At 53.4% G+C, this 21,999-nt stretch carries 17 protein-coding genes; 11 read left to right on the forward strand and 6 right to left on the reverse strand.

Going from position 1 to position 21,999, the window contains the following annotated elements; all coding sequences use genetic code 11:
- Positions 1 to 144 precede the first annotated feature (144 nt).
- From L977_RS09330 to trmL, 6 genes are all read left to right on the forward strand, one after another.
- Complete coding sequence (locus L977_RS09330; RefSeq protein WP_047625633.1) at positions 145 to 5,709, forward strand: DUF3320 domain-containing protein; 5,565 nt, start codon at positions 145 to 147, stop codon at positions 5,707 to 5,709.
- A gap of 279 nt (positions 5,710 to 5,988) precedes the next feature.
- Positions 5,989 to 7,644, forward strand: coding sequence for an L-lactate permease (gene lldP, locus L977_RS09335; protein WP_023338905.1), 1,656 nt, complete (start codon positions 5,989 to 5,991; stop codon positions 7,642 to 7,644).
- The gene (lldR, locus tag L977_RS09340; protein WP_014882013.1) at positions 7,641 to 8,414 is read left to right on the forward strand and encodes a transcriptional regulator LldR; all 774 of its coding nucleotides are present in this window, start codon (positions 7,641 to 7,643) and stop codon (positions 8,412 to 8,414) included. Before lldP ends, lldR begins: the two co-directional genes overlap by 4 nt.
- Positions 8,411 to 9,598, forward strand: a complete 1,188-nt coding sequence (gene lldD / locus L977_RS09345; protein WP_047343733.1) for an FMN-dependent L-lactate dehydrogenase LldD — start codon at positions 8,411 to 8,413, stop codon at positions 9,596 to 9,598. The genes lldR and lldD overlap by 4 nt, the downstream gene beginning before the upstream one ends.
- 183 nt (positions 9,599 to 9,781) lie before the next feature.
- Complete coding sequence (locus tag L977_RS09350; protein WP_047625634.1) at positions 9,782 to 11,122, forward strand: MFS transporter; 1,341 nt, start codon at positions 9,782 to 9,784, stop codon at positions 11,120 to 11,122.
- 45 nt (positions 11,123 to 11,167) lie between these two features.
- A complete protein-coding gene (trmL, locus tag L977_RS09355) occupies positions 11,168 to 11,641 on the forward strand; it encodes a tRNA (uridine(34)/cytosine(34)/5-carboxymethylaminomethyluridine(34)-2'-O)-methyltransferase TrmL (RefSeq protein WP_014882010.1) in 474 nt (157 codons plus the stop codon).
- Here trmL and cysE read toward each other — a convergent pair.
- From cysE to L977_RS09380, 5 genes are all read right to left on the reverse strand, one after another.
- Complete coding sequence (gene cysE / locus L977_RS09360; RefSeq protein ID WP_008502718.1) at positions 11,638 to 12,459, reverse strand: serine O-acetyltransferase; 822 nt, start codon at positions 12,457 to 12,459, stop codon at positions 11,638 to 11,640. The two genes, trmL and cysE, sit on opposite strands and share 4 nt — an antisense overlap.
- A 75-nt stretch (positions 12,460 to 12,534) precedes the next feature.
- Entirely contained in the window at positions 12,535 to 13,554 is a 1,020-nt protein-coding gene (gene gpsA / locus L977_RS09365) for an NAD(P)H-dependent glycerol-3-phosphate dehydrogenase (RefSeq protein ID WP_014882009.1), read from the reverse strand.
- Positions 13,554 to 14,021, reverse strand: a complete 468-nt coding sequence (gene secB / locus L977_RS09370) for a protein-export chaperone SecB (RefSeq protein WP_008502716.1) — start codon at positions 14,019 to 14,021, stop codon at positions 13,554 to 13,556. Before secB ends, gpsA begins: the two co-directional genes overlap by 1 nt.
- Before the next feature lie 32 nt (positions 14,022 to 14,053).
- Positions 14,054 to 14,305 carry a glutaredoxin 3 gene (grxC, locus tag L977_RS09375; RefSeq protein ID WP_014882008.1) on the reverse strand — a complete coding sequence of 84 codons (252 nt, stop codon included), beginning with the start codon at positions 14,303 to 14,305 and terminating at the stop codon, positions 14,054 to 14,056.
- Positions 14,306 to 14,316: 11 nt separating this feature from the next.
- A complete protein-coding gene (locus L977_RS09380; RefSeq protein WP_014882007.1) occupies positions 14,317 to 14,748 on the reverse strand; it encodes a rhodanese-like domain-containing protein in 432 nt (143 codons plus the stop codon).
- 246 nt (positions 14,749 to 14,994) lie between these two features.
- On the opposite strand from L977_RS09380, the gene gpmM reads away from it, so the two are divergent.
- Genes gpmM through L977_RS09405 form a run of 5 tightly spaced genes read left to right on the forward strand, consistent with a single transcriptional unit; the run spans position 14,995 to position 20,942 of the window.
- Positions 14,995 to 16,539 carry a 2,3-bisphosphoglycerate-independent phosphoglycerate mutase gene (gene gpmM / locus L977_RS09385; RefSeq protein WP_032635332.1) on the forward strand — a complete coding sequence of 515 codons (1,545 nt, stop codon included), beginning with the start codon at positions 14,995 to 14,997 and terminating at the stop codon, positions 16,537 to 16,539.
- A gap of 33 nt (positions 16,540 to 16,572) precedes the next feature.
- Positions 16,573 to 17,832 (forward strand): murein hydrolase activator EnvC, encoded by a 1,260-nt coding sequence (envC, locus tag L977_RS09390; RefSeq protein ID WP_230278613.1) that lies wholly within the window; start codon positions 16,573 to 16,575, stop codon positions 17,830 to 17,832.
- 3 nt (positions 17,833 to 17,835) lie between these two features.
- Complete coding sequence (locus L977_RS09395; protein WP_032645126.1) at positions 17,836 to 18,786, forward strand: divergent polysaccharide deacetylase family protein; 951 nt, start codon at positions 17,836 to 17,838, stop codon at positions 18,784 to 18,786.
- Positions 18,787 to 18,806: 20 nt separating this feature from the next.
- On the forward strand, positions 18,807 to 20,012 hold the full coding sequence (locus L977_RS09400; RefSeq protein ID WP_023331731.1) for a glycosyltransferase: 1,206 nt from the start codon (positions 18,807 to 18,809) through the stop codon (positions 20,010 to 20,012).
- A gap of 15 nt (positions 20,013 to 20,027) precedes the next feature.
- Entirely contained in the window at positions 20,028 to 20,942 is a 915-nt protein-coding gene (locus L977_RS09405; RefSeq protein WP_014882002.1) for a hypothetical protein, read from the forward strand.
- 27 nt (positions 20,943 to 20,969) lie between these two features.
- On the opposite strand, the gene tdh is transcribed toward L977_RS09405, so the two are convergent.
- The gene (gene tdh / locus L977_RS09410) at positions 20,970 to 21,998 is read right to left on the reverse strand and encodes an L-threonine 3-dehydrogenase (protein WP_047625635.1); all 1,029 of its coding nucleotides are present in this window, start codon (positions 21,996 to 21,998) and stop codon (positions 20,970 to 20,972) included.
- Position 21,999 lies beyond the last annotated feature (1 nt).

Consider the following 21,999-nt stretch of genomic DNA (forward strand, 5'->3'; position numbering starts at 1 on the left):
AAATCTGCAGGTTCACAATTCTCATTCTTAAGAGTAAAGTGGACATTCATTTCTTTCGATCTAACTAATACACACGGCACGTCATTGAAATATAATATATTTCTTTGACATGATGGTATGTCATTGCATTAGGTTATAAATTTTATGAATTCTACTGAGAGCTCTACCTTTCAAAACAGCGCCCTTTCTTTAGAACAAAAACTTGAAAAAGCCAGGGCTGAACTTCTGGATTTGGGGGCAAGAAACCGCTTACTAAACATTCCGCGATCGAAGAATACACGTTTCTTGGAAGTGATTGATGAGCGTTCTGAACTGGTCTACAACCTTCTGTTTAATGAAAAAAAAACGTTCACATTTTTGCATGGTAAATCAGGTAAAGAAGACGACCAGGAGACTGAAGATGGTCTTTCAGACGAAAAAGCTTTTATTTATCAATTTGATGAAAAAAATACCGAAATCAAATCGCAGCATCTTGATACTAAACTGCAGACTCGTTTAACCCCTAAAGGGTTGCAAACTCGATTACTTGATTTGTACCACGACTCCAAAACGCTTGAAGAGGAGCAAGGCGCAAACATTCTTTTCCTGGCACTGGGCACATTGAAGTGGGTAGATCCCGCCAATAAAGAGAATGTCCGTTATGCTCCTCTGATACTAGTGCCAGTAAGTCTGGAACGCGGTAGTGCTGGAGAAAGATTTAAACTAAAAGCACGTTCAGAAGACATCATTCCTAACCTCTCTTTGGAAGCATTCCTTGAACGCGTACATCAGATCACATTACCTGTAATGCAATCTGATGATGATGAAATTAACATAAGTAGTTACTTTGAAGCTGTACAGCAATCAATAGCATTGAAAACAGACTGGGAAGTTATAACAAATGACATCATCCTTGGTTTGTTCTCATTTTCTAAATTTTTGATGTATCGAGATCTCGATCCTGCAAACTGGCCCGATGATGAAGCTATTACATCAAAATATCTTATTCGCGCCCTCATGGAAGAAGGGTTTGATGAAAGCGACGGACTACTTTCAGAAGACAGCTCTATAGACCACCTTATCACGCCTAAAGATATGCTTCATATTATGGATAGCGATAGCTCTCAAACGCTGGCGATCCATGAAGTAAGGAGAGGTAAAAACCTTGTCATACAAGGACCTCCTGGCACGGGTAAGTCACAGACAATAGCCAATATTATTGCGTCGGCTATTGCGGATGGAAAAACAGTACTTTTTGTTGCAGAAAAAATGGCAGCTCTTGAAGTCGTCAAACGCCGTCTCGACCAAACAGGAGTCGGTGATGCCTGTTTAGAACTTCATAGCAACAAGGCCAATAAACGACTTTTACTCGAGGAGTTGAAGCGAGTATGGGATTTAGGTTCGCCCCGCGGTGAATTTCCTGATGAATTAATTGAGAACTTAACCGAAGCTCGTGACTCCCTGAATGCCCACCCAGCGCGCCTCCACAAAGTCTATACACCTTCGGGTTTGAGCCCTTATCAGGTGATTGGGCAATTGGTAAGATTGCGTCAAAATGAACAAACACCTACGGACTTCATTCTTCATGGCTTCGATGAATGGAGTAATAACGATCTGATAAAACGGCTGGATCTCGTTAAAGAGCTTATTGAACGAATTGAGAATATTGGGTTACCCCATAATCATCCCTGGAATGGTGTCAAACGAGAATCCGTTTTACCGGGTGAACTCGATCGCCTGATGCCAAAAATTACTACGTTGTTACACAAAGTACATGACTTTCATAACACTATAGCGACTTTAGCTGTACGAGTTGGAATAACACCTGAACCAGTACTTTTCAACGAGGCGGACAAAATTTTTCAGATTGCTAACCTCATAAATCAGGCACCTGAGTTAGAGGAAGCTGCACTAGTTAATCCCGTCTGGTCTAACTCTCTTTACGAAATAAAAAGTCTAATTGAGCAGGGTACAACGTATCAAAATAATTTCGAGGAAATCAAAGACCTGCTTCATGATGAACAGTTTGATACCCCTCTACTTGAATTCAGAGATGAATTGCAAACAGTCCCAGAGGATCTTTTGCCAGATGCCTTCTCAGCTGCAAGAGCATTACTACCACTATTACCGCAAATTCAATTAACAGTGGCCCATCTGACGAAAGAGCTAGGTACTGAATCTCTGTATCGTTCATCTCAGGAAATCAATAATCTGATTGAACTCAGCATACGCGTAGCTGATGCCCCCGATGCGAGCCCGCAAGCTTTTGTCGCTTCCGTATGGGAGCATGGTGTCGAACAAGCCAAAGAGTTGGTCAATTCAATCGCTGATTTACATTCTTTGCGTCAGAAAATCGATCCCCATGTTTCGGAGACCATATGGGATACCGAACTCACACAAATTCGTCATAACCTTGTGATACATACTGGGGTGTTCAAAATACTGAACAGCGAATGGCGTCGTTCACGTGCACTTGCTCACTCCCTCATTCGAAATACAAATCAACCTATTCAGCAGCAAATTGAGCTTTTGGATAAGGTTATTCAGGCGCAAGCGCTACGAAAAAACATCGCCAACGCTAGCGAGTTTGGGAACAGTGCGTTTGGCTCACATTGGCGTGGTGAAAACAGTGACAGCAGTGCTCTGAAGGCATTAGTAGAATGGATGGCAACGCTTAAAGATGTTGGTTCAGAAGCACGTTTACTGGCGAGCCAACTGTCTGATCGTGAAACGTTGAGGCACTTTAGCCAGAAACTGGAGCAGCTTCTTAATCAAGCCGATATTGAACTGAAACAACTTTGGAAGGCTTTTGGCGCAACTGCAGAATCCTGGTTTGATAATCATTATTCTATTAAGCGTGTTCCATTAAGCTATGTTGAAGCTATGGCTCAAAAACTTAGCCGTATAGATTCAACATCGCAACAGGTGTTTAAAGATCCGGCAGATCGCCCTGGTGAACGTCTGGCGCTGGTCAAGAAGATTATCGCATTGCAATATCAAAAGAAGGCCATCGAATCCCAATACGAATTGGGAAGCGCAGCATTGGGTAGTACATGGCAAGGTACACTGTCCAACTGGCAAAATATCGTTAGCGATTGTACATGGATTGAAAAACACGGTGACTTACGCTTCATATGCGCGACCGTAAACGATCGTGGTGAGTTACTGAACTCCGCTAATCAACTTTCAGCGACACGTGTCTCTATCATTAACGAACTTGAAAATCTGGCCAATGAACTCGAATCGTCCACCGACGAATTCTTCCATTTGGATAATCAGCATTTACGTATCGATAGTGTCCTGCAAAAACTAACCTCCTGGACTGAAAATGCCGAACAACTGTCTAAATGGGTTGCCTGGCAACACCGGCGCAACCAGGCAAATAATTTGGGACTCTCAGAAGTTGTAGAACGGCTTGAGGATGGGCGCTTACCATTATCAACTTGTTATAGCTCGGTCGAATATACCTATTATGAATCGCTGTTCAGTTTAATGGCTAAAGAGACACCGTCTCTTTCCCGCTTCGACGGTGAACTTCATAACCGAAAAGTGCAGTACTTTGCCGAAATGGATTTACGCCGTATAAAGAGCTCAAGTATTGAGGTCGCTCGGGCACACCATCGTCGTATTCCTTCAAAAATCGGAGCGGCAGGTCCGGTTGGAGTCCTGCGTGCCGAAATGGCGAGGAAAAGAGGCCATATGCCTATTCGCCAATTGATGCTTAAAGCGGGCCCGGCAATTCAGGCAATCAAACCGGTCATGATGATGAGCCCACTCTCTGTCGCACAATTCTTGATCCCAGGTAAGCAAAAATTTGATTTGCTCGTTATGGACGAAGCCAGCCAGATTCAGCCTGTCGATGCCATAGGTGCAATTGCGCGCTGTCAGCAAGTTGTTGTTGTCGGGGATGAAAGGCAATTGCCGCCAACCAGTTTCTTCTCTCGTATGACTGAAGCCAGTAACGATGATGGGGATGAAGATTCGACGCAAGTAGCAGATATCGAAAGCATACTTGGATTATTTGTTGCCAGAGGCTTGCCACAGCGAATGCTCCGCTGGCATTACCGTAGTCGACACCAGTCGCTTATTGCGGTTTCTAATAGTCAGTTCTACGAAAACAAATTGTTTATAGTACCAAGCCCATACACTGAAGAGGCGGGTATGGGCTTGCGATTCCATTATGTTGAAAACGGTGTTTTCGAATCAGGTGCAGGTAATGCCAACCCTATTGAGGCAAAAAGAATTGCTACCGCAATTCTTGAGCATGTACAGCAGAATCCCGAATTGTCACTGGGAGTCGCAACATTCTCGGTTTCACAACGTAAGGCTATTCAGGATGAATTAGAGGTTCTTCGCCGTTTAAATCCTCAATATGAGGATTTCTTTAATTCCCATCCAGGAGAGCCATTCTTCATTAAAAACCTGGAAAATATCCAAGGTGATGAACGTGATGTCATCATGATCTCTGTAGGGTATGCGCGTAATAAACAAGGCTATCTGGCAATGCGATTTGGCCCTCTGGGTTCGCAAGGTGGTGAGCGACGGCTGAATGTGCTGATTAGCCGTGCAAAACGTCGATGTGAGGTTTTTGCATCGATCACCGATGAAGATATTGATCTTGAGCGAGCGAAAGGTGTTGGCGTAATAGCGTTCAAACTATTCCTTCAATATGCCCGTACAGGACGCTTATCTATGTCCAAAGTTTCCGGGCGTCCGATGGATAGCGTATTTGAAGAACAAGTCGCCTCAGCACTTCAGAACCGAGGCTATCAAGTACACCCGCAAGTAGGAATTGCTGGCTTCTTTATCGATCTAGCAATTGCCGATCCTGAATTACCGGGACGTTATCTTCTCGGGATCGAATGTGATGGCAGTGCTTATCATTCCTCTCGGTCTGCCCGAGAGCGTGATCGTTTACGTCAAGCCGTTCTTGAAGATCATGGTTGGATAATACACCGAATCTGGAGTACGGATTGGTTCCAAAGACCAGAGGAACAATTGCAAAAAGTTATTGATGCTATTGATAATGCAAAAGCAGAACTGAATAGCAGAGCAGAACATACATACGGGCGTTCCCGAGCTGTTCCTGTTGATATCGTGGCAGTGGAACGAGAAGACGTTATTGAGGTTGGTTTTGATAGAACTGATTCCGCTAATGACCAGTCTGTGAGTTATGAAGAAGCACAGCCCGAAGCCAATCTTTCATATGCTTTACATGAAACACCAACCGGCATACTTGCTGACATGGTTGAAAAAATAGTCTTCACAGAATCTCCTATCCATATTAACGAAGTAATAACTCGTCTTCGCTCCGCATGGGGATTACAACGGGCTGGTGCACGGATAGAAAGCGTTGTTAGTCATGCTGCTCAAATTGCCTGCAGGAAAGGTAATATTTATAAGGAACATGAATTTTTCATACACAAGGAAGTAACTATTCGACTTCGTAACAGACAGAACGTCTTATCTGCAGGCTTGCGTAAACCAGAACTGATCGCACCTATAGAAATCGCTTCGGGTATATTTGACATCGTTAGCGCAAGCCTGGGAGCAACTGAAGATGAAATCATTACATCTGTCTCAAGGATGCTTGGTTTTAAATCAACCAGTAGTGTTCTTCGAAAAGTGATCTCCGATGTTATTGAGCTGGAGATTAAAGATAACCGTCTTAAGCAACAAGATGGTTTGATAGTCATCGGAGATACCGCTTCTATTCAAAATGCTGTCTAATTCCTGAAATTCGATTAACTCTTCTGCGGGGGCCACCATTATTCTGTGGAGCCCCCGCCTCAAATTGGCCCAACCAATCCCCCTTTTCTTTCTTTCCTGGTTCACAATTCCATTATTTCCGCTCACAAAACCATTGCCACCCCATAACATCTGATTAACCATTCATTGTCATTAACCCTACAACACAACATTGGCAGGACCACTTTTACATAACCTGTGATGCAGAGATGAGCGGAGACTCACCCGCCGCGCAGGTTATCTGGTCCCCAGGAGACCTGCATGAGCCTCTGGCAACAAAACTACGACCCGGCCGGAAATATCTGGCTGTCGAGCCTGATCGCATCGCTTCCGATCCTGTTCTTCTTCTTTGCGCTGATTAAGCTCAAGCTGAAGGGCTACCTTGCCGCGACGTACACCGTTGCCATCGCTCTGCTGGTGGCGCTGTTCTTCTACAAAATGCCGGTCGATCGCGCGCTGGCCTCCGTTGTCTACGGTTTCTTCTACGGTCTGTGGCCAATTGCGTGGATCATCATCGCCGCTGTCTTTGTCTATAAAATTTCGGTGAAAACCGGGCAGTTCGACATCATCCGCTCGTCGATTCTCTCCATCACGCCGGACCAGCGCCTGCAGATGCTGATTGTCGGCTTCTCCTTCGGGGCGTTTTTGGAAGGTGCCGCCGGATTTGGCGCACCGGTCGCCATTACGGCCGCCCTGCTGGTGGGCCTCGGCTTTAACCCGCTTTATGCCGCGGGCCTGTGCCTGATTGTGAATACCGCCCCGGTGGCATTTGGCGCAATGGGGATTCCGATTCTGGTCGCCGGGCAGGTGACCGGGCTGGATAGCTTTGAGATCGGCCAGATGGTGGGTCGCCAGCTGCCGTTCCTGACCATTATCGTGCTGTTCTGGATCATGGCGATTATGGACGGCTGGCGCGGCGTGAAAGAGACGTGGCCTGCTGTAATGGTGGCGGGCGGTTCGTTCGCCATCGCGCAATACCTGAGCTCAAACTTCCTCGGTCCGGAGCTGCCGGACATTATCTCGTCGCTGGTCTCGCTGGTCTGCCTGACCCTGTTCCTGAAACGCTGGCAGCCGGTACGTATTTTCCGCTTCGCCGACATGGGTGCCTCGCAGGTCGATCAAACCCTGGCACGCACGGGCTATACCGCAGGGCAGGTGATCCGTGCCTGGTCACCGTTCCTGTTCCTGACCGCAACGGTAACGCTGTGGAGCATCCCGCCGTTTAAAGCCCTGTTCGCCCCGGGCGGCGCGCTGTACGACATGGTGATTAACATCTCCGTGCCGTTCCTCGACAAAATGGTCGCCCGCATGCCTCCAGTCGTGCATGCCGCCACACCGTATGCCGCGGTCTATAAGTTCGACTGGTTCTCCGCCACCGGGACCGCCATCCTGTTTGCCGCGATCCTTTCCGTGGTGTGGCTGCGCATGAAGCCTGCCACCGCGGTGCAGACCTTTGCAGCGACTATTAAAGAGCTGATGCTGCCGATTTACTCCATCGGCATGGTGCTGGCGTTCGCGTTTATCTCGAACTACTCCGGCCTGTCATCGACGCTGGCACTGGCGCTGGCCCATACCAGCCACGCCTTCACCTTCTTCTCACCGTTCCTCGGCTGGCTGGGTGTGTTCCTGACCGGGTCAGATACCTCGTCGAACGCCCTGTTTGCTGCACTGCAGGCTACGGCAGCCCAGCAGATTGGCGTGTCGGATGTTCTGCTGGTCGCTGCGAACACCACCGGCGGCGTGACCGGGAAAATGATCTCCCCGCAATCCATCGCCATTGCCTGTGCGGCGGTGGGACTGGTCGGTAAAGAGTCGGATCTGTTCCGCTTTACCGTGAAACACAGCCTGATATTCACCTGCATGGTCGGGGTGATCACCACCCTGCAGGCTTATGTCTTAACCTGGATGATCCCATGATAGTGATGCCCAGACGCCTGTCCGACGAGATAGCCTCTCGCGTACGGGCGCTGATTGAAGAACAACAGCTGGAAGCGGGCATGAAGTTGCCCGCTGAACGCCAGCTCGCCGCCCAGCTTGGTGTATCGCGTAATTCCCTACGTGAAGCGCTGGCCACGCTGGTCAGCGAAGGGGTACTGGTGAGCCGTCGCGGCGGTGGCACCTTTGTGCGCTGGCAGCATGACGACTGGTCCGAGCAAAACATCGTTCAGCCGCTGAAGACGCTGATGGAAAATGACCCGGACTACAGCTTTGACATCCTCGAAGCGCGTCACGCCATCGAGACCAGCACCGCCTGGCATGCGGCCATGCGGGCAACCGAGGCCGACAAAGAGAAGCTCAAAGCCTGCTTTGAGGCCACGCAAAGCAGCGACCCGGATATCGCCTCCCAGGCTGACGTGCGTTTTCACCTGGCCATTGCCGAAGCGTCGCACAATGTGGTTCTGCTCCAGACCATGCGCGGGTTCTTCGACCTGCTGCAATCCTCTGTCAAACAAAGCCGCCAGCGCATGTACCTGGTTCCGCCGGTGTTTGCCCAACTGACTGAACAACACGAGGCGGTGCTTAACGCCATTCTGGCCGGTGATGCCGAGGCCGCACGCAAGGCGATGATGGCGCATCTCGGCTTCGTTCACACCACCATTAAACGATTCGATGAAGACCAGGCCCGACAGGCGCGTATTACCCGTCTGCCTGGCGACAGTGATATTTCCAGGGAGAACAAAGCATGATCATTTCAGCAGCCAGTGACTATCGCGCCGCGGCGCAGCGCATTTTGCCCCCGTTCCTGTTCCACTACATCGACGGCGGGGCGTATGCCGAATACACCCTGCGCCGCAATGTGGAAGATTTGTCAGAGGTGGCCCTGCGTCAGCGCGTGCTGAAGAATATGTCTGACCTGAGCCTTGAGACGACGCTGTTCAACGAAACGCTCTCCATGCCGGTCGCCCTCGCCCCCGTCGGCCTGTGCGGTATGTACGCCCGTCGTGGCGAAGTGCAGGCGGCGGCGGCCGCGGATGCCAGGGGTATTCCGTTTACCCTCTCTACCGTCTCCGTCTGCCCGATTGAAGAGGTCGCGCCGACCATCAAGCGTCCGATGTGGTTCCAGCTGTACGTCCTGCGCGATCGCGGTTTTATGCGCAACGCGCTGGAGCGCGCCAAAGCGGCGGGCTGTTCCACGCTGGTCTTTACCGTCGATATGCCAACGCCGGGCGCGCGCTACCGCGACGCCCACTCCGGCATGAGCGGCCCGAATGCCGCTCTGCGCCGCTACTGGCAGGCGGTGACGCACCCGCAGTGGGCGTGGGATGTGGGTCTGAACGGACGTCCGCACGATCTGGGCAATATCTCGGCTTACCTCGGTAAACCGACCGGGCTGGAAGATTACATCGGCTGGCTGGCGAACAACTTCGATCCGTCCATCTCCTGGAAAGACCTGGAGTGGATCCGCGAATTCTGGGACGGCCCGATGGTGATCAAAGGGATCCTCGACCCGGAAGATGCCCGCGACGCGGTACGTTTTGGCGCAGACGGCATTGTGGTTTCAAACCACGGCGGGCGTCAGCTCGACGGTGTGCTCTCCTCCGCACGCGCGCTGCCCGCCATTGCCGATGCGGTGAAAGGCGATATCACGATTCTGGCCGACAGCGGCATTCGCAACGGGCTGGACGTGGTACGCATGATCGCGCTCGGAGCCGACAGCGTGCTGCTGGGCCGTGCGTATCTGTACGCGCTGGCGACGTCGGGTCAGGCTGGCGTGGCGAACCTGCTTGACCTGATCGAAAAAGAGATGAAAGTCGCGATGACGCTGACCGGTGCGAAAACCATTAGCGAAATCAGCAAAGACTCTCTGGTGCAGGAGTTAAGTCGATTACCGGCGGCGCTGGCTCCCCTTGCGCAGGGAAACGCTGCCTGAATACCCCTCCTGTTAACACCGCTGTTCACGCGCCCGGTTCCCCCTTCGGGCGCTTTTTTTTTGCCAGAAATAACACTTAGATAACAAATTGAATAAGAAAATTTGACATATTTGCTCCCTCCGCAATTGTATAGACAAGCAAATACAAGAACACAAAAACAACATCACATCGGAGAGGAGCATATGACGTATTCAGGCAAGGTGGATATTCAGCAGGTGATCGATGAGAGTCCCTTTTCAGGGTTTCACTGGCTTCTTATCGTACTGGGCTTTCTGGTTCTGGCGATCGATGGATTTGATACCGCAGCAATGGGTTACATCGCCCCTACGCTGTCGGCAGAATGGGGGATACATAAACAGGATCTGGGGCCGGTGCTGAGCGCAGCCCTTCTGGGCTTGTCGCTGGGTGCCCTCATTGCAGGCCCGGTATCGGACAAGATGGGGCGCAAGCGCGTGCTGGTCTTCTCCTGCCTGTTCTTCGGCCTTGCAAGCCTGGGCACGGCCTGGGCGCAAACTCTGAATACGCTGACGCTGTGGCGCTTTCTGACGGGCCTTGGCCTCGGTGCCGCAATGCCAAACGCCATTACGCTGATTTCGGAGTTCGCCCCCCAGCGCTGCCGCGCCATGGCGATTAATACCATGTACTGCGGCTTCCCTCTGGGTGCCGCAGGGGGTGGTGCGATCTCTTCGTGGCTTATTCCCCACCATGGCTGGCGAAGCGTGCTGCTGACGGGTGCAATTGCGCCGCTGATTTTGACGCTGCTGCTGGCGCTGTTTTTGCCGGAGTCGGTGAAGTTTCTGGTGCAGCGCGGGAAGGAGGTCATGCAGATCCGCCGTATCGCCAGCCGGTTCAGCCGCAGCACCCTGGAGAGCGTTACCGGCTTTTTCCTGGCCGAGGAAAAAGTCGCTTCTAAGAAAGGGAGCGTGGCGCAGCTCTTCTCCATGCCCTGGCTGCCCGGCACACTGATGCTGTGGGTCACTTACTTTATGGGGCTGGTGATTTACTACGTCCTGCTGAGCTGGATGCCGACCCTGATGCAGGGGATGGGCTATGCGCTGGCGGAATCCGCCTGGCTCACCTCGCTGTTCACCTTCGGCGGTACCGCAGGCATTCTGCTCGCGGGCTGGATGATGGATCGCTGGGAGGCACACAAAGTGGTCGCGGGTGGCTTTGTGCTGACAATGGGTCTCATTCTGTTACTGGGCATTGAGCATAATCATATCGCCCTGTTTGGCGGGTTGATTTTCCTGATGGGGATCGCGATGAACGGGGCGCAATCGGGCATGCAAACCCTGGCAGCGACTTTTTACCCAACAGAGTGCCGCGCAACGGGTATTGCCTGGATGCAGGGGATCGGCCGCTTTGGCGGCGTGGCGGGAACCATGACCAGCGCTCAGCTGCTTTCCCTGCAGTGGCAGGCGGACAGTATTTTGATGATCCTCAGCGTGCCTGCCCTGGTCGCCGCAGCGGCAACGTGCTACAAAATGCTGCGTTGCCGTGCGCAGGAACCTGGCGTCGCGTAATTCCTCACTTTTCTGCTATTCTGCCCCCGCAATTAAGGGGGCAGCATGCTTAACATCGTTTTATTCGAACCAGAAATTCCGCCGAATACCGGCAATATCATCCGCCTGTGTGCCAACACCGGCTTTCGTCTGCACATCATTGAGCCGATGGGCTTTACGTGGGACGACAAGCGTCTGCGTCGCGCGGGGCTGGATTACCATGAATTTACTGCCGTCGTGCGCCATCATGATTACGCCGCGTTTCTGGAAAGCGAAAAGCCGCAGCGCATGTTCGCCCTGACCACCAAAGGCACGCCAGCGCACAGCGCCGTGAGCTATCAGGACGGTGACTATCTGATGTTTGGCCCGGAAACCCGCGGCCTGCCAGCCACGATTCTGGATGCCCTGCCCGCTGAGCAGAAAATCCGTATTCCGATGATGCCGGACAGCCGCAGCATGAACCTGTCGAACGCGGTGTCGGTGGTGGTGTATGAAGCATGGCGCCAGCTGGGGTACCCGGGCGCCATTCTCAGAAGTTAAATGCCGTCACCATACTCAAACGTATGGTGGATACCGTTGAAGTGCTGATCCATATCCATGGACGGCTTATCGCTGTCTGGTTTGCCGACGATACGCGCCGGTACGCCAGCCGCGGTGGTGTGCGGCGGAACCGGCTGGAGCACAACCGACCCTGCGCCAATCTTCGCGCCGCGTCCGACTTCGATGTTGCCGAGGATTTTGGCACCCGCGCCAATCATCACCCCTTCACGAATTTTCGGATGGCGATCGCCGCTGGTTTTACCGGTACCGCCAAGGGTAACCGACTGCAGGATCGAAACGTCGTCTTCAATCACCGCCGTCTCACCCACAACAATGCCGGTGGCGTGGTCGAGCATAATTCCACGGCCAATTTTCGCTGCCGGGTGAATATCGACCTGGAAGGTCACGGAGACCTGATTTTGCAGGAAGATTGCCAGCGCGCGGCGGCCTTCATTCCATAGCCAGTGGCCGATGCGATACGCCTGCAGGGCGTGGAAGCCTTTCAGGTATAGCAGAGGCGTAGAGTATTTATCTACCGCCGGGTCACGCGTACGCACGGCCTGAATATCACAGGCGGCAGAGGCGATCATTTCCGGGTCAGCGGCGTATGCCTCCTCCACCACTTCGCGGATGGCGATAGCAGGCATAATCGAGGAGGCCAGCTTGTTGGCGAGCATGTAGCTGAGAGCACTGCCAAGGTTTTCGTGTTTGAGTAGCGTAGCGTGGTAAAAACTGGCCAGCATAGGCTCACAGTCGGCCAGCGCCCGGGCTTCGGCTTTAATATTGTTCCAGACGATATCCAGTTCTTCACACGGCATTGCTTACTCCAGACGATAAGTTAATGACCAGCCAGTTCTGCGCTGGCTGGGTCATTCAGGTGACAATGGTTCCGACTACTTACTGCTGCGCTCGTCCTTGCGCGCACGACCTAATAAGGTCAATGCTGCCTCGCGCGCATTTTTTCCGCAATACAATACCTGATAAATTTCCTCGGTTATTGGCATTTCGACACCAAACCGGTGCGCCAATTCGCGGACTTCTTTGGTATTGCGGTAGCCTTCCACCACCTGTCCAATCTTCTCCTGCGCGCTTTTTACATCGCTGCCCTGTCCGAGCATCATGCCAAAGCGGCGGTTACGAGACTGGTTGTCGGTACAGGTCAGCACCAGATCGCCCAGACCCGCCATCCCCATAAAGGTGGCCGGATCGGCGCCCAGCGCCTCGCCAAGACGGGACATCTCGGTTAAGCCGCGGGTAATCAACGCCGTACGGGCGTTGGCGCCAAAGCCAATACCGTCAGACATCCCGGCACCGATAGCAATCACGTTCTTCACCGCACCGCCCAGCTGGACACCGATAAAATCAGGGTTGCTGTAGACGCGGAAGCTCTTGCCACAGTGCAGCAGATGCTGGAGATCGTCGGCGAAAGCCTGGTCAGTCGATGCCAGCGAGATCGCCGTCGGCAGGCCAGCAGCCAGCTCTTTGGCAAAGGTCGGACCGGAGATGACCGCCAGCGGGATCGCATCACCCAGCGCTTCGCGGGCAACGTCCTGCAGCAGGCGTCCGGTTTCCGCTTCAAGACCTTTGGTTGCCCAGACAATACGGGCATCCGGGCGCATCAGCGGCTTAATCTGACGCAGCACTTCGCCAAACACATGGCTCGGGACGACAATCAGAATGTTGCGGCTGGCCGCCAGCGCGGTCGCAAGATCGCTTTCCAGGTGCAGGGAGTCAGGGAACGGAACGTCCGGGAGAAACGCCACATTGCAACGGTCGTGCTGCAGCGTGGCGATATGTTTTGGATCGTGGCCCCACAGGACCACGTCGTGACCATTTCTTGCCAGCGTGATGGCAAGAGCGGTGCCGTATGAGCCGGCACCGATCACAGTCATTGAAGCATTAACAGTGCTCATCAGGCATCCTGATGTTGTTCAGCACCTTCGCCAGCTTGCTGCTGCAGATAGTTCATGAACAGCGCATCAAAGTTAACTGGCGCAAGGTTCAGTTGCGGGAATGTACCGCGAGAAACCAGGCTGGTGATGCATTCGCGCGCATACGGGAACAGGATGTTCGGGCAGTATGCACCCAGGCAATGCGCCATCTGGTTGCCTTCGATGCCGCCGATGGAGAAGATGCCGCCCTGCTGTACTTCACACAGGAACGCGGTTTCTTCGCCCAGAGAGGCGGTCACGGTCACACGCAGTACAACTTCATACACGTCATCTGCCAGTTGGGTAGATGCGGTATCCAGATCAAGTTTAACCTCTGGCTGCCAGTCTTTCTGGAAAACGTGCGGCGCATTTGGCGCTTCAAAAGAGACATCTTTCGTGTAGATGCGCTGGATCTGGAAAATCATTTCATTATTGCTTTGTTCTGACATGGAAAAACCCTTTTTAATTGTCCTAAAGTCTCTTAGCTCAGCAGCGGATCGAGTCCACCACGGGCGTCGAGCGCATACAAGTCATCACAGCCGCCAATGTGCTGCGCATCAATAAAAATCTGCGGAACCGTCGTACGACCACTACGTTGGATCATCTCTTCACGTTTAACCGCGTCACCGTCGATCGGCAGTTCCTTGAACGTGACGCCTTTGCTGTTCAGCAGCGCTTTCGCACGGTGGCAGAACGGGCACGTCGCTTTGGTGTAGATCTCAATATTGGCCATGACTGAACTCCTTATTTACCGCGAACCAAAGGAAGATTTTCCCCGCTCCAGCCGGAGATCCCTTCTTTCAGTACCGTTACATTTTCGAAGCCCGCTTTATAAAGCGCGCTGGCAGATTCTTGCGCCTGCATACCGGTTGCATCAACAACGATAATTGGCTGGGCTTTGTGTTTTTCAAGCTCACCCACGTTGTTCGCTTTGATTTCAGCTGGCAACAGGTTGATTGCGCCTGCAATGTGACCTTTACGGAAATCGTCACGCTGACGCAGATCGACAACGACGGCATCTTCTTTGTTGATCAGACGCGTCGCTTCACCACGGGTGATAACCTTAATCTTAGACGTCAGGCTCTTAAATGTGGTGAACAGCACAGCAGCCAGCAGGCCAATCCACGCGATGCTCAGAACCGGATGGCGGCTAACGAATTGCATAATTTCTTGCATGGAGGGTAACTACTCCCGACTAAGTGATAAAAAAACCAGGACAGGAGTATACCTGTGCGTTCTGGCAAATACAGCCAGCGACCCTAACCTAATCCATTTTCTGCGGCATGCCACCTAAAAAAATGCCTCAAAATGGTCCGGTCAGCGCCTTGCCCCTGCGCTTTCTTTGATCTTCTGCGGCTATTTGATCGATTCAGCTGTAGTAAAATTACGCAAATTTTGACTCTTGAGCATGAGGTTGTTGCAATGTCGGTTTCTAAAAAACCTATGGTACTGGTGATTCTGGATGGCTATGGCTACCGTGAAGACAGCCAGGATAACGCTATTTTCAGCGCAAAAACCCCGGTGATGGATGCGCTGTGGGCGAAACGTCCCCATACCCTGATCGACGCATCCGGTCTGGAAGTCGGTCTGCCTGACCGCCAGATGGGCAACTCCGAAGTCGGTCACGTTAACCTGGGCGCGGGCCGTATCGTCTATCAGGACCTGACCCGTCTGGATGTCGAAATCAAAGAACGCACCTTCTTCGCGAACCCGGTTCTTTGCGGCGCGGTAGATAAAGCCGTTGCGGCAGGTAAAGCCGTTCACATCATGGGCTTGCTCTCCGCGGGCGGTGTTCACAGCCACGAAGATCACATCATGGCGATGGTTGAACTGGCCGCCGAGCGCGGTGCAGAAAAAATCTATCTGCACGCCTTCCTGGATGGTCGCGATACGCCACCACGCAGCGCAAAAGGCTCTCTGCAAGCCTTCGAAGAGAAATTTGCCGCACTGGGCAAAGGCCGCGTCGCCTCCATCATTGGTCGTTACTACGCCATGGACCGCGACAACCGCTGGGATCGCGTTGAACAGGCCTATGACCTGATGACCCTGGCAAAAGGTGAGTTCCAGTTCCCGACTGCCGTTGAAGCCCTGGAAGCCGCATACGCACGTGATGAAAACGATGAATTCGTGAAAGCGACCGTGATTCGTGCTGAAGGCCAGCCCGATGCCGCCATGGAAGATGGCGATGCGCTGATCTTCATGAACTTCCGCGCTGACCGCGCGCGTGAAATCACCCGTGCTTTCGTCAACAGCGACTTCGACGGTTTTGCCCGTAAGAAAGTGGTAAACCTCGACTTCATCCAGCTGACCGAATACGCGGCAGACATCAAAGCCCCATGCGCGTATCCACCAGCCTCGCTGGCTAATACCTTCGGCGAGTGGATGGCGAAGAATGACAAAACGCAGCTGCGTATTTCCGAAACCGAAAAATATGCGCACGTGACCTTCTTCTTTAACGGCGGCGTGGAAGAGCCGTTCAAAGGTGAAGAGCGCATTCTGATCAACTCACCGAAAGTCGCGACTTACGATCTGCAGCCAGAGATGAGCTCTGCTGAGCTGACTGAAAAACTGGTCGCGGCCATCAAGAGCGGCAAGTACGACACCATCATCTGTAACTACCCGAATGGCGACATGGTCGGTCATACCGGCGTGATGGAAGCCGCCGTGAAAGCGGTTGAAGCACTGGATCACTGCGTTGAGCAGGTTGCAAAAGCGGTTGAGTCCGTAGGCGGTCAGTTGCTGATCACCGCTGACCACGGTAACGCGGAACAGATGCGCGACCCGGCAACGGGCCAGGCGCATACCGCTCACACCAACCTGCCTGTTCCGCTGATTTATGTCGGTGATAAATCACTGAAAGCAGTGGAAGGCGGCAAGCTTTCTGACATCGCGCCAACCATGTTGTCGCTGATGGGTATGCCGATCCCTGAAGAGATGACTGGTAAGCCGCTGTTCATCGTGGAATAATCCCTCCCCATGAGGGGAAAGGCGATTTTTTCAATCACATGGGTCGTGAAGCCGCTTAGGTTATCAGTCAGACCCCTGCTTTGCGCCAGCGCACTCAGCGCTGGCGTATTGCTGTGCGCCGCATCCGCCCACGCGGACGATCGCGACCAGTTGAAATCCATTCAGGCGGATATCGCCGCTAAAGAGCGTGCGGTACGCCAGCAACAACAGCAACGCTCCGCCCTGCTCGCCCAGCTTAAGCAGCAGGAAGAAGCTATTTCGGCCGCAGCCCGTAAGCTCCGTGAAACGCAAGATACCCTCGCTCAGTTGAATAAACAGATCGACGAGATGAACGCGTCGATTGCCAAACTGGAGCGCCAGCGTGATGCACAGGAGCGCAATCTTGCCGCACAGCTTGATGCCGCTTTCCGACAGGGTGAACACACCGGCCTTCAGTTAATCCTCAGCGGAGAAGAGAGCCAGCGCGGTCAGCGTCTGCAGGCCTACTTTGGTTATCTGAACCAGGCGCGTCAGGAGACCATTGCGCAGTTGAAACAGACGCGTGAAGAGGTCTCCACCCAAAAAGCTGAGCTGGAAGAGAAGCAGAGTCAGCAGCAGACGTTGCTCTACGAACAAAAAGCGCAGCAGGCGAAACTTGAGCAGGCCCGTAACGAGCGCAAGAAAACCCTTTCCGGTCTTGAGTCCTCCATTCAGCAAGGTCAGAGCCAGCTGAGTGAAATGCGTGCCAACGAATCAAAACTGCGTAACAGTATCGCCCGTGCCGAAGCCGCGGCGAAAGCGCGTGCCGAAAAAGAGGCCCGCGAGGCACAGGCTGTCCGCGACAAGCAGCAGGAAGCCTCCCGCAAAGGTACCACCTACAAGCCAAGCGAAAGCGAACGTTCCCTGATGTCGCGTACCGGCGGTCTGGGTTCCCCACGCGGTCAGGCCTACTGGCCCGTTCGCGGTACGCTTCTGCATCGTTATGGCGAACAGCTGCAGGGTGAGCTACGTTGGAAAGGGATCGTTATCGGTGCGTCTGAAGGTAGTGAAGTGAAAGCCATTGCCGATGGACGAGTGATTCTGGCCGACTGGCTGCAGGGTTACGGTCTTGTGGTAGTGGTTGAGCACGGTAAAGGCGACATGAGTCTTTACGGCTACAATCAGAGCGCACTGGTCAGCGTTGGCACACAGGTGCGCGCAGGCCAACCCATCGCCCTTGTGGGCAGCAGTGGCGGTCAGGGCCGCCCGTCACTCTATTTCGAAATTCGTCGTCAGGGTCAGGCGGTCAATCCACAGCCGTGGTTGGGAAGATAAGTTTTGCTTCAATTTCGTCGAATGGTTCTCTCCGTCGTCAGCGCGCTGGCGCTGGCTGCACCGGTATACGCAGGTAAACTCGCGATTGTGATTGATGACTTCGGTTATCGTCCGCACTATGAAAATCAGGTGCTGGCGATGCCGCCAGCCATCTCTGTCGCCGTCCTTCCGAATGCGCCTCACGCCCGTGAGATGGCGACCAAAGCCCACAACAGCGGACATCAGGTCCTCATCCATCTGCCGATGGCACCGCTCAGTAAACAGCCGCTGGAAAAAGATACGCTTCGTCCGGATATGAGCAGCGATGAGATCGAGCGCATCATCCGTGACGCTTACAACAACGTGCCGTATGCCGTTGGCCTGAACAACCATATGGGTAGCGCGATGACCTCCAGCCTGTACGGCATGCTAAAAGTGATGCAGGCGCTGGAACGCTACAACCTCTACTTCCTCGACAGCATGACCATCGGCAACAGCCAGGCGATGCGTGCCGCTCAGGGAACGGGAGTGAAGGTGATCAAGCGCAAGGTGTTCCTGGATGATACTCAGAACGAGGCCGACATTCGCGCGCAGTTCAATCGCGCCGTGCAGCTCGCCCGACGCAATGGTTCAGCCATTGCCATCGGCCACCCGCATCCTTCTACGGTGCGCGTTCTGCAGCAGATGTTGCCGACCTTGCCACCAGATATCACACTGGTACGTCCGAGCGATCTGCTCAATGAGCCGCAGGTCGATACGTCTCGCCCGGGTAGCGCACAACCACCCGCAACGCAGCCGCGTAACCCGTTCCGTGGCGTGAAGAATTGCAAGCTGAAACAACCGCCTGAACCGGTGCATGCAACCCGCTTCTTCGCGGTCATCAGCGAAAGCGTGAGCCAGAGTACGCTGGTGCAATACTTCCAGCACCAGTGGCAGGGATGGGGTAAGAAAGTATCAGTGAGCCATTCTCAGTGACAGGCGATTAAGGTAGAAAAATGCCGCAGCGACACAAAATTCTGCTCCTCGATACCGGTAAAGAATGGGGAGGAGGCACCAACAGTATGCTCGAACTTCTGAAGCGCATTAACCGCGAAAAGTTCGATATTACCTGTTGTTTTTACAGTGACTACAGCCGGGCCGAAGGGCAAACCATCGGCCAGGTGCTGAACAGTATTGGCATTCCCTTAATTGTCATCCCTCAACATAAGCAGCCCGCATGGGCGAAGATTGCCAAAGAATTGGGACGTAGCCTGCTGTTTTTCTCCCGCAGCGCCCGGAAGGCATTTACACGTCATGTTGATACGCTCTGGCGTATTCGACCCAACGTTAGCAAAATCGAGACGATTTTCAGGGATGGCGGTTTCGATACGCTTTATATGAACAACCAGCCGGGCTCTAACGAAGAGGGTTATCTGGCAGGTGCAAACGTGCATGCGCGGATAATCCAGCACTGTCGAATTGAACCTGTTTTGACCCCGCCGCTGGTGAAGCTGGTGAATACCCATGCCACAAAAATCATCGCCGTCTCACATGGCGTAGAACGCGTGTTAGTTCAGCATGGGGTCCGACCCGAGCTGTGTACGACGGTCAACAATGCCATCGACATCCATCAGCCTTTACCCGACCGACGCGCGATGCGTAATCGCCTGAACATTGATGACGACACGTTCGTGTTCGGCAGCATTGGCTCATTAATCCCTCGCAAAGCCAACCACCACACGCTGGAAGCGCTGGCACAGTTCAACCAGAAACATCCCGAGGCGAGGTGGAAGATGGTGCTGGTCGGTGAGGGGGCTGAACGCGGTGCGTTGGCGGCACAAGCTGATGCGCTGGGTATTGCTGAGCATGTGATTTTCACCGGTTTCCAGAACACGCCTTTTGACTACCTCGCGACCTTTGACGCGTTTATTCTGGCCTCGCAGAGCGAAGGCTTGCCCCGCGTCGTGCTGGAAGCGATGCTGCTGAATATCCCCGTCATTGGCTCAAAGGTGACCGGCACGGCAGAATTGATCGATCATGCATCGACCGGGCTGCTTTTCCCGTGGAGCGATGTGTCGCAACTTGCTCAACACCTGGATAATATCTGGCAGGATCCCGATCTGCGCACCCGGCTCGCCGCCGCTGCGCATCAGAATGTCTGCAACGTGTATGCCATTGAAAGCTATGTTAACGGTGTCGAGGCCGTTCTTGGCGCGCAATAACCAAACGAGAAGAACATGTTTAAATTCCTGAATGCTCGCTACCGCCACATCACCGGGCGACATAACATTCCCTACGCTTCCCTTCCGGTCACGCGCGATCTCGTGGCGGTTGACTCTATCGTGATCCCTTGCACCGGTGCGGATTTCGTCGAAGAGGCGTTATTGTCCGCGACCTTTGCAGAGCGATATGCCACCGACGTCAGCGAGATTGTGATTGTCAGCGATCAACCAGAATCCGCGTTTGGCAATCTGCCGCCGAAAACCCGCATAGTGACCCTCGACCTGCCAAAACGTGAAGAAGGTTATCGCTACAAGCAGATCTACCTTAGCCGCCTGGTGAAGCTTAACGCCCCGCTGCAGGCGCGAGGTGAAGGCGTATTGATGATCGATTCCGATCTCAACCTGCTGAAGATGCCAGAAATCAACATGGCCGAGATGCACATCTACTCCAGCTTCCGCCAGGGCAAAATGATTGCCAAGCTGGACGGCGCGCCAGCGGAGAAAGTCCCGGCGTATTACAAAGAGACGGTGCGCCCGTATCTGGTTGATCATGTTAACGGTGCGTTTCTTGCGGCCACTAAAAAGACCTGGCGCCGTATCTGCCCGCTGTGGCTCACGCTGTTCCAGGATACCTGGGAACTGATGGAAGACACGCAACCGCCGACGGATCAGCTGCCGCTCGCCGCGCTACTGGACATGCTGGATTTAAAAACGGTTAACCTGGGCGACTGGATGAACTGGCCGGTGTCCAAGAAGATTGGCGGACAGGAAGCCGTTGTGCCGAAAGAGGTGATTGGTGCGCACGGTGGTTTTCCGCTCTCAGAATGGCAAAAGTATCTTGAATCACCTGAAAACAAACTGTTGTTCAAAGGTCAGGACTATACCCGCAAGGTGCGTTACCTGACGGACGAAGAGAAAAAAAATCAGTAAAAAAAGGGGCCGCTGGCCCCTTTTTGATTACTTATCCCAGCTCAGGATCACTTTCCCAGACTGGCCTGAACGCATCGCGTCAAAGCCTTTCTGGAACTCATCAACTGAGAAGCGGTGAGTAATAATCGGGGACAGATCCAGACCTGACTGAATTAATGCCGCCATCTTGTACCAGGTTTCGAACATTTCACGGCCATAAATGCCTTTGATGAACAGCCCCTTGAAGATGACCTTGTTCCAGTCGATAGACATATCTGACGGCGGAATACCCAACATCGCGATACGGCCACCGTGATTCATGGTGTCGAGCATGGTGCGGAACGCCGGTGGCGCACCGGACATCTCCAGACCTACGTCAAAGCCTTCGGTCATGCCCAGCTCTTCCATCACGTCGGTCAGACTCTCTTTGGAAACATCCACCGCGCGGGTGACGCCCATTTTACGCGCCAGCGACAGACGGTATTCGTTCACGTCGGTGATCACCACGTTACGCGCGCCCACATGCTTCGCCACGGCTGCCGCCATAATGCCAATGGGGCCCGCGCCAGACACCAGCACGTCCTCACCCACCAGGTCGAAGGAGAGTGCCGTGTGTACCGCGTTACCGAACGGGTCAAAGATGGAGGCCAGATCGTCAGAGATATTGTCCGGGATTTTGAACGCGTTAAACGCCGGGATCACCAGGTATTCCGCGAAGCAGCCCGGGCGGTTTACGCCCACGCCAATGGTATTACGGCACAGGTGCGTACGCCCGCCGCGGCAGTTGCGGCAGTGGCCGCAGGTGATATGGCCTTCACCGGAGACGCGGTCGCCAATCTGGAAGCCTTTGACTTCCTGACCAACGCCAACCACTTCACCCACATATTCGTGACCGACAACCATCGGGACCGGAATGGTTTTCTGTGACCACTGATCCCAGTTGTAGATGTGAACGTCAGTACCGCAGATGGCGGTTTTACGAATTTTGATCAGCAGATCGTTATGACCGACTTCCGGCTCCGGCACGTCGGTCATCCAAATCCCTTCTTCCGCTTTCAGTTTGGATAACGCTTTCATC

It is taken from the genome of Enterobacter sp. ZOR0014, from assembly GCF_000798855.1.
Taxonomy (GTDB): domain Bacteria; phylum Pseudomonadota; class Gammaproteobacteria; order Enterobacterales; family Enterobacteriaceae; genus Enterobacter; species Enterobacter kobei.

Bases quoted from the DNA above. Each gene is read 5' to 3' on its own strand.
- L977_RS09330 (WP_047625633.1), top strand. From the start codon at position 145: ATGAATTCTACTGAGAGCTCTACCTTTCAAAACAGCGCCCTTTCTTTA.
- lldP (WP_023338905.1), top strand. From the start codon at position 5,989: ATGAGCCTCTGGCAACAAAACTACGACCCGGCCGGAAATATCTGGCTG.
- lldR (WP_014882013.1), top strand. From the start codon at position 7,641: ATGATAGTGATGCCCAGACGCCTGTCCGACGAGATAGCCTCTCGCGTA.
- lldD (WP_047343733.1), top strand. From the start codon at position 8,411: ATGATCATTTCAGCAGCCAGTGACTATCGCGCCGCGGCGCAGCGCATT.
- L977_RS09350 (WP_047625634.1), top strand. From the start codon at position 9,782: ATGACGTATTCAGGCAAGGTGGATATTCAGCAGGTGATCGATGAGAGT.
- trmL (WP_014882010.1), top strand. From the start codon at position 11,168: ATGCTTAACATCGTTTTATTCGAACCAGAAATTCCGCCGAATACCGGC.
- cysE (WP_008502718.1), bottom strand. From the start codon at position 12,459: ATGCCGTGTGAAGAACTGGATATCGTCTGGAACAATATTAAAGCCGAA.
- gpsA (WP_014882009.1), bottom strand. From the start codon at position 13,554: ATGAGCACTGTTAATGCTTCAATGACTGTGATCGGTGCCGGCTCATAC.
- secB (WP_008502716.1), bottom strand. From the start codon at position 14,021: ATGTCAGAACAAAGCAATAATGAAATGATTTTCCAGATCCAGCGCATC.
- grxC (WP_014882008.1), bottom strand. From the start codon at position 14,305: ATGGCCAATATTGAGATCTACACCAAAGCGACGTGCCCGTTCTGCCAC.
- L977_RS09380 (WP_014882007.1), bottom strand. From the start codon at position 14,748: ATGCAAGAAATTATGCAATTCGTTAGCCGCCATCCGGTTCTGAGCATC.
- gpmM (WP_032635332.1), top strand. From the start codon at position 14,995: ATGTCGGTTTCTAAAAAACCTATGGTACTGGTGATTCTGGATGGCTAT.
- L977_RS09400 (WP_023331731.1), top strand. From the start codon at position 18,807: ATGCCGCAGCGACACAAAATTCTGCTCCTCGATACCGGTAAAGAATGG.
- L977_RS09405 (WP_014882002.1), top strand. From the start codon at position 20,028: ATGTTTAAATTCCTGAATGCTCGCTACCGCCACATCACCGGGCGACAT.
- tdh (WP_047625635.1), bottom strand. From the start codon at position 21,998: ATGAAAGCGTTATCCAAACTGAAAGCGGAAGAAGGGATTTGGATGACC.